This is a genomic window from Cognatishimia sp. (genome assembly GCF_049116455.1).
Classification (GTDB): Bacteria; Pseudomonadota; Alphaproteobacteria; order Rhodobacterales; family Rhodobacteraceae; genus Cognatishimia.
Genome location: NZ_JAGDYW010000004.1, coordinates 1 through 16,350 on the forward strand (window position 1 = coordinate 1; position 16,350 = coordinate 16,350).

General features: G+C 51.2%; 14 protein-coding genes. 7 read left to right on the forward strand and 7 right to left on the reverse strand.

From position 1 onward, the window contains the following. The first annotated feature begins 285 nt into the window (after positions 1-285). Positions 286-1,017: a FadR/GntR family transcriptional regulator gene (locus JXQ85_RS11440; RefSeq protein ID WP_421749059.1), complete on the forward strand. Its 732-nt coding sequence runs from the start codon at positions 286-288 to the stop codon at positions 1,015-1,017. A gap of 6 nt (positions 1,018-1,023) precedes the next feature. Here the strand turns inward: JXQ85_RS11440 and JXQ85_RS11445 are convergent, their stop codons facing one another. Next, entirely contained in the window at positions 1,024-1,716 is a 693-nt protein-coding gene (locus JXQ85_RS11445; protein WP_421749060.1) for a GntR family transcriptional regulator, read from the reverse strand. A 316-nt stretch (positions 1,717-2,032) separates the two neighbouring features. On the opposite strand from JXQ85_RS11445, the gene JXQ85_RS11450 reads away from it, so the two are divergent. From JXQ85_RS11450 to JXQ85_RS11475, 6 genes are all read left to right on the forward strand, one after another. Next, on the forward strand, positions 2,033-3,127 hold the full coding sequence (locus tag JXQ85_RS11450) for an ABC transporter ATP-binding protein (protein ID WP_421749061.1): 1,095 nt from the start codon (positions 2,033-2,035) through the stop codon (positions 3,125-3,127). 4 nt (positions 3,128-3,131) lie between these two features. Then, on the forward strand, positions 3,132-4,100 hold the full coding sequence (locus tag JXQ85_RS11455) for an ABC transporter permease (RefSeq protein WP_421749062.1): 969 nt from the start codon (positions 3,132-3,134) through the stop codon (positions 4,098-4,100). Positions 4,101-4,115: 15 nt separating this feature from the next. Beyond that, positions 4,116-4,997, forward strand: coding sequence for a carbohydrate ABC transporter permease (locus tag JXQ85_RS11460; protein WP_421749063.1), 882 nt, complete (start codon positions 4,116-4,118; stop codon positions 4,995-4,997). A gap of 47 nt (positions 4,998-5,044) precedes the next feature. Further along, on the forward strand, positions 5,045-6,589 hold the full coding sequence (locus JXQ85_RS11465; RefSeq protein WP_421749064.1) for a sugar ABC transporter permease: 1,545 nt from the start codon (positions 5,045-5,047) through the stop codon (positions 6,587-6,589). Between the two features lie 81 nt (positions 6,590-6,670). Continuing rightward, positions 6,671-8,998, forward strand: a complete 2,328-nt coding sequence (locus JXQ85_RS11470; RefSeq protein ID WP_421749065.1) for a DUF4962 domain-containing protein — start codon at positions 6,671-6,673, stop codon at positions 8,996-8,998. Between the two features lie 26 nt (positions 8,999-9,024). Further along, positions 9,025-9,771 (forward strand): SDR family NAD(P)-dependent oxidoreductase, encoded by a 747-nt coding sequence (locus JXQ85_RS11475; protein WP_421749066.1) that lies wholly within the window; start codon positions 9,025-9,027, stop codon positions 9,769-9,771. 52 nt (positions 9,772-9,823) lie between these two features. On the opposite strand, the gene JXQ85_RS11480 is transcribed toward JXQ85_RS11475, so the two are convergent. From JXQ85_RS11480 to JXQ85_RS11505, 6 genes are all read right to left on the reverse strand, one after another. Continuing rightward, positions 9,824-10,777: a DMT family transporter gene (locus JXQ85_RS11480; RefSeq protein WP_421749067.1), complete on the reverse strand. Its 954-nt coding sequence runs from the start codon at positions 10,775-10,777 to the stop codon at positions 9,824-9,826. 138 nt (positions 10,778-10,915) lie between these two features. Further along, positions 10,916-12,025 (reverse strand): 3-isopropylmalate dehydrogenase, encoded by a 1,110-nt coding sequence (gene leuB / locus JXQ85_RS11485; protein WP_421749068.1) that lies wholly within the window; start codon positions 12,023-12,025, stop codon positions 10,916-10,918. A 95-nt stretch (positions 12,026-12,120) separates the two neighbouring features. Next, entirely contained in the window at positions 12,121-12,987 is an 867-nt protein-coding gene (locus JXQ85_RS11490; protein ID WP_421749069.1) for an endonuclease/exonuclease/phosphatase family protein, read from the reverse strand. A 119-nt stretch (positions 12,988-13,106) separates the two neighbouring features. After that, a complete protein-coding gene (locus JXQ85_RS11495; RefSeq protein ID WP_421749070.1) occupies positions 13,107-13,940 on the reverse strand; it encodes a hypothetical protein in 834 nt (277 codons plus the stop codon). A gap of 409 nt (positions 13,941-14,349) precedes the next feature. Beyond that, on the reverse strand, positions 14,350-14,955 hold the full coding sequence (gene leuD / locus JXQ85_RS11500; RefSeq protein WP_421749071.1) for a 3-isopropylmalate dehydratase small subunit: 606 nt from the start codon (positions 14,953-14,955) through the stop codon (positions 14,350-14,352). A 56-nt stretch (positions 14,956-15,011) separates the two neighbouring features. Then, a complete protein-coding gene (locus JXQ85_RS11505) occupies positions 15,012-16,349 on the reverse strand; it encodes a glycosyltransferase family 4 protein (protein ID WP_421749072.1) in 1,338 nt (445 codons plus the stop codon). Position 16,350: the final 1 nt, after the last annotated feature.

Consider the following 16,350-nt stretch of genomic DNA (forward strand, 5'->3'; position numbering starts at 1 on the left):
AGGGCGGGTTTTGCGTGACGCAGCCCATAGGGGCAGTGATCAATCTACTGATGAACACTCGTCGTTAATAGAACCGAATTGTCTAACTGCGCACTGGGAAGAGTGGGATTTAAGCCAGTTCTAACATCTATTTAGCCGGACACATCATTCGAATAATTTTGACAAATTTGTAAATCGATTTTAGGAGTGAATAGCTATATTTTGCTGGCTCTTTTTGGCTGCTTACTCACTAAGCAGCGGCAAAAAAGTAAGTTAAGATCGTAAAACGGACGGAGATTGTACGCCGTGGTAAATCGACAAAATACAATGGGTGGCCGAGCGGCAGAGGCCTTGAAGGAGCCAACGCTTTCTGATCGCGCTTATGAAGCTATTCTAGGTATGATCATGGAAGGTGAAATACCTGTAGGTGGCAAACTTCCAACCGAACACAAGTTATGTGAGCGATTGAAACTATCACGCCCTGTTCTACGTCAGGCGCTTAAACAACTCAGAGAAGATGATGTGATCGTTTCGCGGCAGGGGTCTGGATCTTATGTCAGACGGCGCCCTGAAATGGCTGTATTGGATTTTGCACCGGTCGGATCAATCGCGGATATTCAGCGTACATTTGAGTTTCGGTCTGCTGTTGAAGGGGAGGCGGCTTTCTTGGCTGCCACGCGTCGGTCTGAGTCTGATTTGAACAAGATGAAATCGATTTTAGACGAGTTGGATCGGGTGATTGCAGCTGGCGATCTAGGTGTCGACGCAGACGAAGATTTTCACGCGGCGATCTGTATGGCGTCTGATAATCAGTATTTCTCTGCAGCGCGCGCTTCTATGAAGGCCAATATTATCACTGGCCTAAATCTGACACGTAATTTGTCTCTTACTAAGCCGCAAGAGCGTATGCAATTGGTGCAGGCAGAGCACTATGAGATCTATAACGCGATCAAGTTGCAAGAACCTGATGCGGCACGACTCGCAATGCGCACGCACATTGATAATGCGCGTAAGCGGGTTTTTGACGGTACATCTTAACGCTGCTTAAGGAACAGGCGCATCGAAATAGTTGGCGTTTGTGATGGCAATGCGTTCGATGGTTTCATCCAATCGCGACAAGTGAAACATCCCGTGTTCAATCGCTTTGATTGGTTGATGAGCCTTTACTGCTTCCGCAATATTGCGATGATCTTCTACCAACCCAGGCATATTGTTTTCCTTAGACAATCCAAGAATACACAGGCGGTCGACCTTTGCCTTTTCGGTTAAGATGACATCAAAGGCGTAGTCCGCACCCGCGATTCCACATAGAATTTTGTGAAATTCGTAGTCCAAGGACCCAAAGAGTTCGACATCATCTTTCTGAATCGCTTGTTCCTGTGCCTTGAGCGAGTCATCAAGCCGCGCAGCACCTTGCGCATCACATTTTTCTGAGGCACGGCGCAGGACCTCTCGTTCAATGGCGGTTCTGACGAAACGCGATTTTTCTATTTCCCGCTTTGAAAATCGTTTCACTTCAGTTGCGCGTTGGGGGCGGATCAGTAGCAGGTCATGCGTAGCCAAACGGCTAAAGGCATCACGAACGGGTTGCCGAGAAATACCGAACCGCGCTGCCAAGTCTGCCTCAGAGATTTTATCCCCAGGGCGCAAACGCATGGTGGCGATCTCTTCATGAAGGTAGTCAAACACATCGTCCGCACTTGTGCGGCGTTCTTTTATAGGTGTCGACATGGCCATACCATGGTCTCCGTTTTTCATCTTCTTTGGATTCTAGCAAAGACCGCGGGTCAAGTTTCTAGCAAACCGGCCCTGTACAGCGCAAAATTTTAGTTTTGAGAGCAAGGTCGGGCACTTCGGTTATGAAGTTGAATTAGCGAGAAAATATTTTGCACCCTTTGCGATTTTATCCGTGTTGTCCCCCACTTTAGACCATGCCTTTCTAGCATACTAGTGAATTTACTAGTATCCCAGTTAAGTTACTAGTATACCAGTTGTGCGGTGATCGAATCGCCTTTGAAGTTTCAAGGCATTTATCGCACTTAGGGGAGGAAAGATGTCAGGCGTTCAGCTTTCAAAGATCGTCAAACGCTACGGTAGCGTTCAGGTTGTTCATGGAATTGATCTAGAGATCAAACCACAAGAATTCGTTGTATTGGTTGGACCATCGGGTTGCGGTAAATCAACGACGTTGCGCATGGTTGCAGGATTGGAAGAGATTTCTGATGGCCAGTTGATCATCGATGATCGTACAATGAATACGGTTGCACCAAAGGACCGTGATGTTGCGATGGTGTTCCAAAACTACGCGTTATATCCACATTTGAATGTCGCCGAGAATATCGCCTTTGGTCTGAGGATCCGAAAAGTCCCTAAAGACGAAATCAAACGTTCAGTTGATGAAGTTGCTGAAATCCTAGGTTTGACGGAATACCTAGAGCGTCGTCCTGCGGATTTGTCTGGTGGCCAGCGTCAGCGTGTTGCCATGGGCCGCGCAATTGTACGCCACCCTAAAGTTTTCCTATTTGATGAGCCATTGTCGAACCTCGACGCTAAACTTCGTACCCAAATGCGTGCAGAGATCAAACGCCTACACAAGCGCCTTGGTGTCACAAGCATTTACGTCACCCACGATCAGGTTGAAGCGATGACTTTGGCAGACCGGATCGTTGTGATGAGTGACGGTCGGATTGAACAGATCGGCACCCCAATGGAGCTGTTTAACAATCCCGCAAACGTGTTTGTGGCTGGTTTCATTGGCTCTCCACCTATGAACCAAATTACTGCCACGATCACCGGTGGGGAGAATGCGCCAGTTGCAAAATTTGGTTCTCGTTCCATTGAACTACCTGCACTGGAAGCGCTTAGAAATTCTGAAGGGCGCGAGGTCGTTGTTGGCATTCGCCCCGAACACATGACCTTAGCAGCTGGCGAACAAACGGCTCCTTTGTCGATTGAACTAGACTTGGTCGAGACACTTGGTTCTGAAGCACTTTTGCACTCGCAAATCGATGGTAAACCATTTGTTGCCAGAGCCGAAACGCTGGGTTCGATTGACCACCTGCAGGGCGTGGACACGCTGCATGTGCGCAAAGATCTGATCAAGGTGTTTGATTCAGCGACGGGCAATGTCTTCCGGGCGGAAGGCTAAATCTATGGTTGCTGAAAACGAACAATCCGCCCCATCAGAAGGTCAGAAAACTGACCTTTCGATGCTGGCCAAATCTATCGGTCGTCGCATCCTAAGGGACTGGCAGATCTATGCCATGCTTCTACCAACCGTAATTTGGTTCGCTGTCTTCTTGTACAAGCCTATGTACGGGCTGCAAATTGCTTTTAAAGACTACTCTATTTTCCGCGGTGTTGCGGGAAGTCCGTGGGTTGGTCTTGAGCATTTCCAAACCTTGTTTGGTAGTGAAGGCTTCATCCGAGCGATTAAAAACACAGTGATCCTCAGTGGTTTCAGCCTGATGTTTGGCTTTCCCGTACCGATTATTCTGGCGTTGATGTTCAATGAAATCTTGAACGCGACTTTCAAAAGAACAGCGCAGACGATTGTCTACTTGCCGCACTTCATTTCGACAGTGATTATTGCGGGTATTGTGGTGACCGCCTTCTCGCCATCTGCCGGTATTATCAACACTTTCCTCGGATGGCTGGGGGTCGAGCCGATCTACTTCCTTACAAAGCCTGAATGGTTCCGACCGATCTTTATTGGATCTGGAATTTGGCAGGAAGCCGGATTTAGCTCGATCGTTTTCCTTGCGGCCATCGCAGGCGTGAACCCGTCTCTTTATGAAAGTGCGGTGGTGGATGGGGCCAGTCGTTGGCAAATGATGTGGAAAATCACCATCCCGTCGATCATGCCGACAATCATCATCATGTTGATCATCCGTATCGGTAACATTTTGGAAGTCGGGTTCGAGTTGATCATTTTGCTCTACCAGCCTGCGACTTACGAAACCGCTGATGTGATCAACACCTACATCTATCGTCAGGGTCTTCAGGGGGGGCAATACGATGTTGCCGCTGCTGCAGGTCTCTTCAATGCCGTTGTCGCCTTCATCCTTGTGATGACCGCCAACACAATCTCGCGCCGCGTATCACGCACGTCGCTTTGGTAAGGGGGAGAATGACCAATGGCTAATATGAACCTGTATTCGCGTGGCGATAAGCTCTTTGTCTACGCAACCATGTTCCTCATCGGTGTCTTCACGCTGTCGACGCTCTATCCGTTCATTTACATTGCGGCTGTTTCATTCAGTTCAGGATTTGCGGCCACCGCAGGTGTAGTCGTTCTGACCCCAGTGGAAATGACACTCGCGGCTTATGAACTCGTCTTGTCAGAAAGCGCCTTTTGGATTTCCTACAAGAACACCTTTATTTACACGATTGGCGGCACGCTGGTGAGCTTGATTATCATCATTCCAGGAGCCTATGCGCTCTCGCGTCCACAATTGGCAGGGCGTCGTTTCTGGAACCTCGTGATCGCATTCACTATGTGGTTCAACGCGGGCATGATCCCATTCTTCTTGAACATGCGGGATCTCGGGCTTCTGGACAGCTACTTTGGCATCATCATCGGTTTTGCCTGTAACGCCTTCAACATTATCCTTCTGCGCAATTTCTTTGAAAGCATCCCATCTTCCTTTGAAGAAGCTGCGCGGATGGATGGCGCCAATGATTTCCAAGTCCTTTGGAAGGTCTTTGTACCCCTGTCTAAACCAGCCATCGCAACCATCACCCTGTTCTGCATGGTGTCGCGTTGGAATGGCTTCTTTTGGGCGATGGTTCTTTTGCAAGACGAAAGTAAAATTCCGCTTCAAGTCTACTTGCGCCAGATCATCGCTTCGCTGTCAGACGATGAAGAGTTTTCGGCCACGTTGCTGAATGCGCCTTACTCGGTTGAGACCGTAACAGCAGCCATCATCGTCTGCTCCATTATTCCAGTCCTAGTCGTTTATCCGTTCATCCAGAAGTACTTCAACAAAGGCATCATGCTGGGTGGCGTGAAAGAATGATCGGCTTGGGAATTCAAACGAAACAGACTTTTTCTTAGGGAGGAAACATGAAAAAGCTAACAGTATCTGCCATGGTTCTGGCATCGACGATGATGACCGTACCAGCCTTCGCAGGCGATGATCACCGGATCGTTGACGAACCGGTTGAGTTCACAGTCCACCTGCATAACAAGCGCTACCACTACAGCGAAGATTGGCCTGTTGAGCAAAAAGCGCGCGAAGTGACCGGTGTTCATCTGAAAGGTGCAACGTTCGGGATCAATACGCCAAGTTCAAAAGAGGCGCACAACTTGATGCTTGCATCGGGCGACATCCCGCACATTGTCGGCGGCGACAAGATCAAAAACATGGTCAACGAATATGGCCCACAGGGTGCATTTGTGCCGCTGAATGATCTGATCGACGAGCACGCGCCAAACATCAAAGCCTTCTTTGAAAAGTATCCTGAAAAGCAAGCAGCGGTATCTGCCTTTGATGGCAATCTGTACTACATCCCGTACCTGCCAGACGGTAAATATGGTCGGGCGTATTGGATCCGTCAGGACTGGTTGGATACTCTGGGCCTTGAAGTTCCACAAAACGTAGATGAGCTATACGAAGTTCTGACAGCGTTCCGGAACCAAGATCCTAACGGTAACGGCATTAAGGACGAAGTACCTTACTTTGTGCGTCAATGGCCTGAATTACTGCGTCTTGTGACACTTTGGGATGGTCGTTCTTCTGGATCTGACACTGCACATGACTTCCATGTTGCCGACGGTAAAATCCAGCATGGTTATGCCGGTGAAGGCTACCGTGAGGGCATCAAGAACATTGCCAAATGGTATGCTGAAGGCCTGATCGACGCCGAAGTATTCACACGTGGTTCTTCTGCACGTGAATATCTTCTGTCTGAAAACTTGGGGGGCATGACCCACGACTGGTTCGCATCAACATCTGGCTACAACATCAGCCTGAAAGACAAGGTTGCTGGATTTAATCTGGATGTGATGGCCCCACCTGCGTCTGTTTCTGGCAAGCGCATCGCGGAACACCGCCGTATTCCGGTGAAGCCAGATGGGTGGGCGATTTCACACACTAACCCTGATCCAGTGACAACAATCAAATACTTCGACTTCTACTTCACCGAAGAAGGCCGTCGTTTGGCGAACTTTGGTGTCGAAGGTCTGACGTATGATCTGGTAGATGGTGAGCCTATTTTTACCGACGAGTTCAAGGCGAAGGGGCCTATCAACAGCTCCCTTTATCAAGTTGGTTCTCAGGTTCAGCGTGGATACTTCCAAGACTTCAACTACGAGAAGCAGTGGACAAATCCATCTGCTCTAGAAGGCATCGCACTTTATGACGCGGGCGACTATCTGGTCGACCAATTCCTAGGTGTGGCCTTCAACGAAGAAGAGCAGGGCATCTACGACAAGAAATGGTCCCAGATTGAAACATACATGCTGGAAAAACAGCAAGCTTGGGTTCTTGGATCTTCTGACGTTGAAGCGGATTGGGACAACTACATCAAGACCCTCGACAAGATGGGTTATAACGATGTCGTTGACGCCATGCAGTCTGCTTACAACCGCCAATACGGCGATAGCTAAGCTGCCTTTATCGATAGCCCGTCCCTTAGGGGCGGGCGCACCGATCAATACAGTTCAATACCGATCAATCAGGAATTACTCATGTCTTCGATGCAGGGTTTCGGCCCGGACTATTTGGATCAACCCAAAGCTGGCCGCCTTAACATTCAGTACCGTCCAGACGGCGACACTTTGGTCGAGAACCCACCACGGTTCACTTGGCTGCCTGTGGTCGAAGAAGAGGCAACTTATGTTCTGCGGGTCTCTGCAGACAGTAAGTTTCCGAAGGGCAAAACAAAGCTCTATACAGATATCCCACTGAATTTCTTCACGCCGGACGCTGCGTTGCAGGCAGGAGATCACTATTGGTCTTATGCCGTTTGGAACGCTGAAAAACAGGCACCTGAAACCGAGTGGAGCGCAACACGTAGCTTCACCGTGCCAAAAGACGCCACCGAAGTTCCTTTGCAGGGCCGAGACACCCGTTTTGATCAGGCTGATATGGCCCATCCGCGTCTTTGGTTGGGGCCAAAGAAACTTAAAGAGTTCAAAGCGGCTGTCGCCAAGGACGCCAGCCATTGTGGCTGGGATACCTTTTACGAAAAATCTGTTTCGCAGTGGATTGACCGCCCGGTCATGGATGAACCTGCGCCATATCCAAACAATCAACGCACCCCCCCGGTCTGGCGTCAGACATATATCGATTGCCAAGAACTGCTGTACGCGATCCGCCATATGGCTATTGCTGGCCATGTCCTAGACGACGCGTCGCTGTTGGAAAAATCTAAAGCTTGGTTGCTCTCTGCTGCAGAATGGGATCCGGCTGGGACGACATCGCGCTCTTACACAGACGAATGGGCCTTCCGCGTCACGTTGGCTCTGGCTTGGGGCTATGACTGGCTTCACGATGAGCTGACCGAAGCGGAGCGCGAAAAAGTACGGGCTGCACTATTGGTGCGCACACGTGAAATCGCAGATCATCTTATCCGTCATGCCAACATTCATCTCTTCCCTTTTGACAGCCACGCGGTTCGCGCCGTGTCAGCCGTTTTGGTGCCCGCTTGCGTCGCCATGTTGGGCGAAGAGGACGAAGCGCGCGAGTGGTTGGACTATTCCATCGAGTTCCTATTCACAGTTTATTCCCCTTGGGGCGACGCAGATGGTGGTTGGGCAGAAGGTCCGCACTACTGGATGACCGGTATGGCCTATCTGGTCGAGGCTGCGAACCTGCTTAAGAACTTCACTGGTATCAATCTTTATGACCGCCCGTTTTTCCACAAAACCGGAGACATGCCGCTATATACTAAGGCGCCCGATACACGCCGCGCGACCTTTGGCGATGACAGCACAATGGGTGATCTGCCGTGCCTTAAGATCGGCTATAACCTACGCCAATATGCAGGTGTGACTGGCAATGGTGCCTATCAATGGTACTATGACGAGATCAAACGCAATGACCCCGGCACAGAGGGTGCCTTTTACAATTGGGGGTGGTGGGATCTGAACTTTGACGATCTGATGTACAACCACGATTGGCCGCAGATCGAAGCCAAAGCGCCTGGTAAAGAAGATCAATTGCGCTGGTTTAAAGGCATCGGTTGGGTCGCCATTCAACGACATATGGATGATCCGGATCAGCATATTCAATTCGTGACCAAAGCGTCGCCATTTGGGTCGATCAGCCACAGTCACGGCGATCAATCCGCGTTCTGTTTGGCGGCTTATGGCGAAGATCTAGCGATCCAATCTGGGCACTACGTGGCTTTCAACAGTTCGATGCATCAGGAATGGCGTCGTCAAACGCGATCCAAAAATGCGATCCTGATCAATGGCAAAGGTCAGTATTCGGGCAAGGACAAGTCTAAGCAGATGACGTCTACGGGTCTGATCGAAGAGGTTCGCGAGGCCGAGGATCATATCTATATCAGCACCAATGCGACCGATGCCTATAAGTCCCTGTCACCGGAAGTGACGCTTGCACGACGCGAATACTATTTCGTGCATGACAGTTATTTCATAATCGTGGACAGCGTTGATGCGACCGAGCCGGTTGAAATCGATTGGTTGCTTCACGCCAATAACCCCTACCGCCTGGGTGAGAATTCTTTCCGCAACCATGGCGAAAAAGCTGGTTTCTATGGGCAGGTTCTTTGGTCCGAAGCTGGTGCTCCGACACTTGAGCAGGAAACTGGCTTTCCTGGAGTGAATCCCGAAGAATTCCGAGGTTTGGCAGAAAGCACCTGCCTTTACGCTAAATATCCGAAAAACACCAGACACCGGATTGCGACGTTACTCGTTCCTTATGCGCTGAGAGATCCAAAGCGCATTTTCACCTTCCTCGATGACCAAGGATATGACTGCGATCTTTACTTCACAGACAGTGAAGAGCGGTCGTTCAAGGTTGTCGTTCAAAAATTGGCCAAGGCCTAAGACATTAAGACAATTGGAGAATTCTTATGAATATGCAGGGTAAAACAGCGATTGTGACTGGTGGTGGCCGTGACATCGGCCGAGCATGTGTGATGCGCTTGGCGCAGGCCGGCGCAAATGTTGCGATCAACTATCACAGCAGCAGCGAAGGTGCAGACACTGCGGTTGCAGAGATCAAAGCTGCCGGTGGTCAAGCCTTTGCAATGCAAGGCGACATGACCAAAGAAGGCGATGTCAAAGCACTGGTTGCTACAACGGTTGAACAGTTTGGGGGCGTTGACACACTGATCCATGTGACTGGTGGTATTCTCGCGCGTAAGACCACTGCTGAAATGACGGTTGAACATTGGAATGCGGTTATGGATGTGAATCTGACCTCTTTCATGCTGGCAGTTCGCGAATCCACTCCACATATGAAACCCGGCAGCTCTATCGTTGCGATGGCGTCTCAGGCCTCCCGTGATGGTGGTGGACCAGGTGCGTCGGCTTACGGTGCTGCTAAAGGCGCATTGATGACCTACACACGGGGTCTGGCAAAGGAATTTGGCCCGAATATCCGCGTCAACTCTTTGTGCCCTGGCATGATTGACACGGATTTCCACAACATCTTTACGAAGCCAGAAGTGCGTTCACATGTTGCAAATATCACGCCGATGAAGCGCGAAGGGTCATCTGAAGACTGCGCAAATCTGGCCGTATTCCTGGCTTCTGACGAAGCGGCCTTCATCACCGGCGCAAATATCGACATTAACGGCGGTACTTTGTTTTCATAACAACACCGCGTTTGTTAACGAGTTTGGCGGAGCGTTTGGCGCTCCGCCATTTTTATTGGGGCTTTCTGCGTAATACTTGCGAGACTCGGAAGCCGCCCGGTGCAATCGCGCGGGAACGAGTTCTGAGAACCGGCGTGTTTTCAGAATTGCCTGCAAAGGCCTCACGGACCACGATGTAAATTCCACTTAAGATGATGACGCCTGCTCCAAGCAATGTGGCGAAATCGGGTTTTTCGTTAAAAAACACGATACCATAAAAGGTGGCCCAAATGATCTGACTGTATTGCATCGGAGCAACAATGGCTGCTTCGCCTGAGCGATAGGCCCCAAGAAGCAGAAAGGCTGCGATGAAGCCCATGACCGCGATAGCACCCATGGCCGAAAAGTCGATCAAGGGCATCGGTTTGTAGACAGCGGCAAGCGCAATTCCCATGGTGACGAAAACTGCCACAAACGGGTAGAGCATCATCACAATTTGGCTTTCCTCATTCCCGATGCGGCGCGCGATCACCGATTGCATCGCCACAAAGAAGGCGGCCGCAAGTGCCGCCATATGCCCCAAAGACACAGGCTCTGCGCCCGGGCGAACCACAATCAGCACGCCGATCAAACCTAAGATCACAGCAAAGGCCCGGTGGAGGCCGACCCGCTCTCCGAGAATAGGAATGGCCAGAAGAGTGACCATAAGGGGAACCGTGAATAGGATCGAATAGACCTGTGCCATGGGTAGGGTCGAAAATGCGTAAAACCCGCAGGTGCCACCCCCGACCATCGTCAGAGATCGGACCGCCACCCACCACGGGTGGACGGGGCGCAGGTTATTTGCGCCTCCTCCGCTGACCATCATCAGTGTTAAAAGCGGGAAAGACAGCAGGCTTGCGAAAAACAAAACCTGCATTGGCGAATAATTACCGCCGAGATAGCGCACAATCACATCATGTGCGGCGTAAACGGAGAAAGCACCAAGCGACAATAAAGCGCCTTTAAGGTTATGTGTCGGGGTCATGGCAAATCCTGGAAAACGGGAGCGCTAACATTTTCACTATCACAGCTTCTGATCTGCACAAGTATTTCTAATCCGAGACAATAAAAAAGGCCGACGCACATTGTGCACCGGCCAATCATGTCTCGTTTTCTTAGGCGCTTAAGCGAGGGATGCGTCCAGCGCTTCTAAGATGGCATCGCCCATTTGCGACGTGCTGACAGGCTGTGCGTCGCCTGCTTGCATCAGATCGCCAGTGCGCACGCCGTTGGCCAGAACAGTCTGTACTGCTGTTTCCAAGCGGGTGGCTTCATCGCCTTGATCAAAGCTGTAACGCAGAGCCATCGCAAAGCTGAGCACGCAGGCGCAGGGGTTGGCTTTGCCTTCACCAGCGATGTCTGGTGCGGAACCATGTACCGGCTCGTACAATGCTTTAGGACGACCGTTGTCCATCGGCGCACCCAAAGATGCAGATGGCAACATACCAAGGGAACCTGTCAGCATGGCGGCACAATCAGACAGAATGTCACCAAATAGGTTGTCGGTCAGGATCACGTCGAACTGCTTTGGTGCGCGCACCAGCTGCATCGCACCGTTGTCTGCATACATGTGGGACAGCTCTACGTCTGCGTAGTCTGCCTGATGCACCCGTTCCACAACTTCGCGCCACAGGATGCCGGATTCCATAACGTTGGCTTTTTCCATCGACACAACTTTGTTGTTGCGGCGACGTGCCAGTTCAAACGCAGAACGTGCTACGCGGTCGATTTCCGCTTCGGTGTAACGTTGAGTGTTGATACCAACGCGCTGGCCGTCTTCTTCGAAAATGCCGCGTGGCTCACCAAAGTAGGAACCGGACGTCAGTTCGCGCACAATCATGATGTCGAGGCCAGAAACGATGTCGCGCTTCAATGACGAGAAATCCGCCAGAGCATCAAAGCACTGCGCTGGGCGCAGGTTTGCGAATAGGTCCATCTCTTTGCGCAGGCGCAGCAGACCGCGTTCTGGTTTTACAGAGAAGTCTAGGTTGTCGTAAGCTGGGCCGCCAACGGCACCCAGAAGTACCGCATCCGCCTCTTGTGCTTTTGTCATGGTGTCATCGTGCAGCGGCGTGCCGTGTGCGTCATATGCCGCACCACCAACGAGGTCTTCGCTGACATCAAATTTCAGACCACGTTTGTCGCCATACCATTCAATGACACGGCGGACTTGAGCCATGACTTCTTGTCCGATGCCGTCGCCCGGCAGGATCAAAAGCGAGGGGTTGCTCATCTTCATTCTTCCTTCACATCTAAGCTTGCCGCTGCCTAGCTTGTGGGGGCTGAAAGATCAAGAAACGAAGGGGATTTGCGCAGGAAAGTTGCGCATTAGTTGGGGATTTCGACATCGATCCAAAGCAATCGGTGGCGTGTGTGTTTGATCTCGTCTGAAATCGGTGGATCATCTGACATGCCTAAGCTAGTCACGCGCAGATTTGCGCTGGGTAAAAGCTCGCTAACGCGCAGTGGGCCTGCGGTTTGGTAAGTCACGGTATGGCGGTCGTCGGCAGGCCAATCGGCAAATGGATTTTGCAATCTTGAGTCTGAAATCAACCGGATCAGATCCGTCTTACGCCCTTGACCACTATGTGGGTCGACATTGAGCTGCCCTGCGATGATGAAATTTGTGCCGATCTGAGCCGCGTGTTGGCCAGAAAGCGCGCCAAGCCAAAATAGGTTCTCTGCAGCATTTCGGTGGCCGTTGCGATCCTCTGGGCCATCAAACACAGGCGGGGTGGCGTGATGAGACAGAACCCAAAGGGTCTGCTCTGCCACTTGAACCGGAACTGCGGCAAAGACTTTCGACGCAAGACGTTGTACTTCCAAACTATCGGCAGGGATCAATTCTCTTAAGTTCTCTGGCGGTGTAACCGCGCTCCAAAGAACATCGTGAAAACTTTGGACCTGTTCAATTTGAATTGGAAACTTTGACAATATGGCTACGCTTCCATGACCAAAAAAGCGCCCATATCCCTGAGCATCTCTGGGCGTGCCTAATTTTCGGTCCCCATCCATGTCTAAGCCGGTTGGAACGCCGGTGTTGGTCGTCGGCATCAGCACATATGGCAAGGGATGCCCGTTTTGATTAAGCAACTGACTAAGCGCGTGCGCAGCGACATTTTGATGATCATAGTCGATGCCTTGCAAAATGAGGATATCGGGTGTGTAGGCAGTGATCGTTTGCACAATCGCCATAACCTGAGGTGCTTCCCGCTGTAATTCTCGGACGAGAAGACCCGGTCCCTTTTGGGCGAGCTCAGTATTGAATGTTGCGATACGTATGTTCTCTGCCCAAAGGCCAGAGGCACAAATGATCAGACCGGCTGCAAGCCCTGCGCAACGGCATAAGCGCGTTTGCGGTTTTCGTCGATCATTGATGCAATGCGGGTCATTGCGATGCCGCGCATCACCAAGCCAGCCGGGAAGAATGCCCAAATTGCCACCGTCCAGATCAGCGTCTGCGGATTGGTCAATTGCAGCGGGTTCGCAATATCCGAGATCGCTTTGAAGAATGCTGGAAACAAGAATGGCATCATGAGGCCTAACGCAATGTTAAGGCGGCCATCTCGTGTCAGGCGCGGTAGAACGTCGCCGCCAACGGTTGGATCAAAGAGAGGCAGGTTCACCCAAACGTTAAAGGCACCGTTGCGCGCAGGCCAATCCAGTACGCGGACCATGAAGTAAAAGACCAAAAGGCTGATCAGAGAAAACAGATAGGCTGTTCCCGCTGCCATGCGGACAAAGCCGACACTGGCAATATTCGTCTCGGCAGGCAAGGTGACCACGACAAGGCGCACCGGAGAGTATGGGAAATCCAGCATGTTGCCAGCTAAAGCCGCAACAGACTTCAGCAACCCATTTAGCGAATTCGGGTCAGATGCATTACTTGCGACAGACGCGATTACAAAGACGGTCAAAAGAACCGCGACATACCGAAGGCGATTGAAAGGTGGAGCGTTGCGGAATTCGATGATGCTTGGATAGGTGGCGTAGTATTCAATAAATACCAATAGCGCCCCGAAAAGAGCGATCAACATCATTACTTGAGAAGAATCCGCACTGACGTTGGGCACCAGCAAAGCTGGAAGCGCGACGAGAAATGCAACCAAGACCGCGCGTGTTATCGCGCTTATAAATTGTGTGAGCACTGCTCTTTCCCTTCAAACTGGACCGCTGCGATTCAATGCCGCTTGCTGTTTCCAACTTGAGATCCTGCATTCTGCAGGCTGCCTCATTCTTGCCCCAATCGTGCCGTGTTTTCGCCAGCCGCTCAACAGTTTGTTTTCAATTCCGTGAATAAACTGAGGTTCAAAAGGTAAAGTGGTGCGAGATTGCACCATAATTTCAGAAAAATCATACGAATCCATGCCTCTAGCGGGGGAGGTTCATGTGGTCTTATTTCAAAATTGTTTCAATTGAGGGGGCTTTATATCCAAAACTGGCTCATATGTTGTTAGAGATTTGGGGCTAGATTCCCGCCACATTTGCGCCACAAACTGAAAAAGCCGCCCCATTTGGAGCGGCTTTTCGTTGGCTGGTTAACCTATAAAAAAGGTCTTAGACCCAAGGGCGTGCAGCAGAGGCTTGAGCTTCAAACGCCTCGATCGAGGCTTTTTTCTGCATCGTTTGGCCGATGTCATCCAAACCTTCCAGCAGGCAATGCTTGCGGTGTGCATCGACGTCGAATTTGATAACTTCGCCATCTGATGTGGTGATTTCCTGCGCTTCCAGATCAACGGTCATACGCGCGTTTTCACCTTTTTCAGCATCTGCCATCAAAAGGTCGACTTGCTCTTGTGGCAGGACAACCGGCAGGATGCCGTTCTTGAAACAGTTGTTGAAGAAGATGTCTGCGAAGGACGTCGACACTACGCATTTGATGCCGAAGTCTGCGATGGCCCAAGGTGCGTGCTCACGAGAGGAACCACAACCAAAGTTATCACCTGCTACGAGGATCTCAGCTTTGCGGTACTGCGGTTTATTCAGCACGAAATCTTCGATTTCAGTGCCATCGCGATTGTAACGCATCTCGTCAAAGAGGTTCTTGCCAAAGCCGGTGCGGGCGATGGATTTCAAGAAAACCTTTGGGATAATCATATCGGTGTCGATATTTACCAAAGGCATTGGCGCCGCAACGCCGGTCAGTTTTGTAAACTTGTCCATAATATAAGTCTCCTCAAAGTGGACGGTTTATGGATTCCGTAATCTGTGGTTCCGGGTCACGCGGTTTTCGCCAGTTTGGCGATGTGACCCGAAAGAGGTTCTGGTTTCGGTGTGTCTTGCAGCGCCCAGTCATAGACTTGGCGCATTTGGCGTGCTTTGGCGGACCAAGTGAAATGGTCCTGAATGGTTGAACGAGCAGCCTGCGCCATCGGTGCAAGCTGGCTTGGTGTCTGACAAATGCTGTCGAGCGTCTGGCGGAACTTGGCAACAATCTGGTCTCTGGTACCCATAGGTACTTTGAAACCTGTTTCATCTGTGACCAGTTCTGCTGGACCTGCATAATCGCAGATCACGGGAACCAGCCCTAAGGCCATCGCTTCCAGAACTACACCGCCACCGAATTCTCGGATCGATGGGAAAGTCAGAAGGTGCGCATTGCGCGCAACGTCCTGAACCTTTTGGTGCTCTACCCATCCGTGGAAGGTCACAGCATTTGCTACTCCCAAGGATTGAGCCTGCTCTTTAAGCGCCGCGAGTTCCGGGCCATCGCCCAGCACATCCAATGTCATGCGACCATCCGCCAGCATAGGCTGGGCGGCCTCAATCAACATATCGCAGCCTTTGTAAGGCACGAGCCGACCGATGAAACATCCCCGAACGGGGCCGTTTTCATATGGCATAGCAGGTTGATTGAACCGTTGCGGGTCCACGGCATTTTCCGGAATGAAGATCGTTTTGCCTTGTAGGGCATCCGGGATCTCTGACCCAGTATGACGTGAGCCAACAACGATGGCTTTGGCATTGTTCAGTGTTTGACGACGGAAGGGATTGAGCTTGTAGACATCACGCACAAACGAAAGGAATTCGCGTTCCTTCACCTGCGCGGCAACGAATTCCTTTGGCCAAGGGACGCCGCCATTTAGTGGCCCCATAACAAAAGGCACTCCAGCTTTGCGGCATTTATGCGCCAGAAGGCTATTGGCAGTCGGAGACAGAGGTGTCACGCGATGCACCAGATCGTATTTACCGCCTTTGATATCCGCACCGAACTGTTTCCAGACTGTGCGTTCAAAGACTGGGTAAAGCAGGCTTTCAATCAGGCGCACCGTGGTCCAACCCCGGTTTGCTCCCATGCGCAGGCGTTCCGCCAGCTTATGACCTACTTTTGCCGCCCATTCCGTATCGATGGCTGTGAACTCATCCCCTTCGGTCAGCCCCGCGCGCAGGATCGCGTCGCGGTTTCTGACTTGGGTAACAAGATGCACGTCAGCAACCTCTCGCAAAGCTTGCGAGAGGGACCAGCCCACCAAAGGCACGCTCACCCACTCGGGGTTCGCGGCCTCGGCGATCACTAAGACACGAGGTCTTTGAGGTTGGCTGGTGCCGTCAGACATT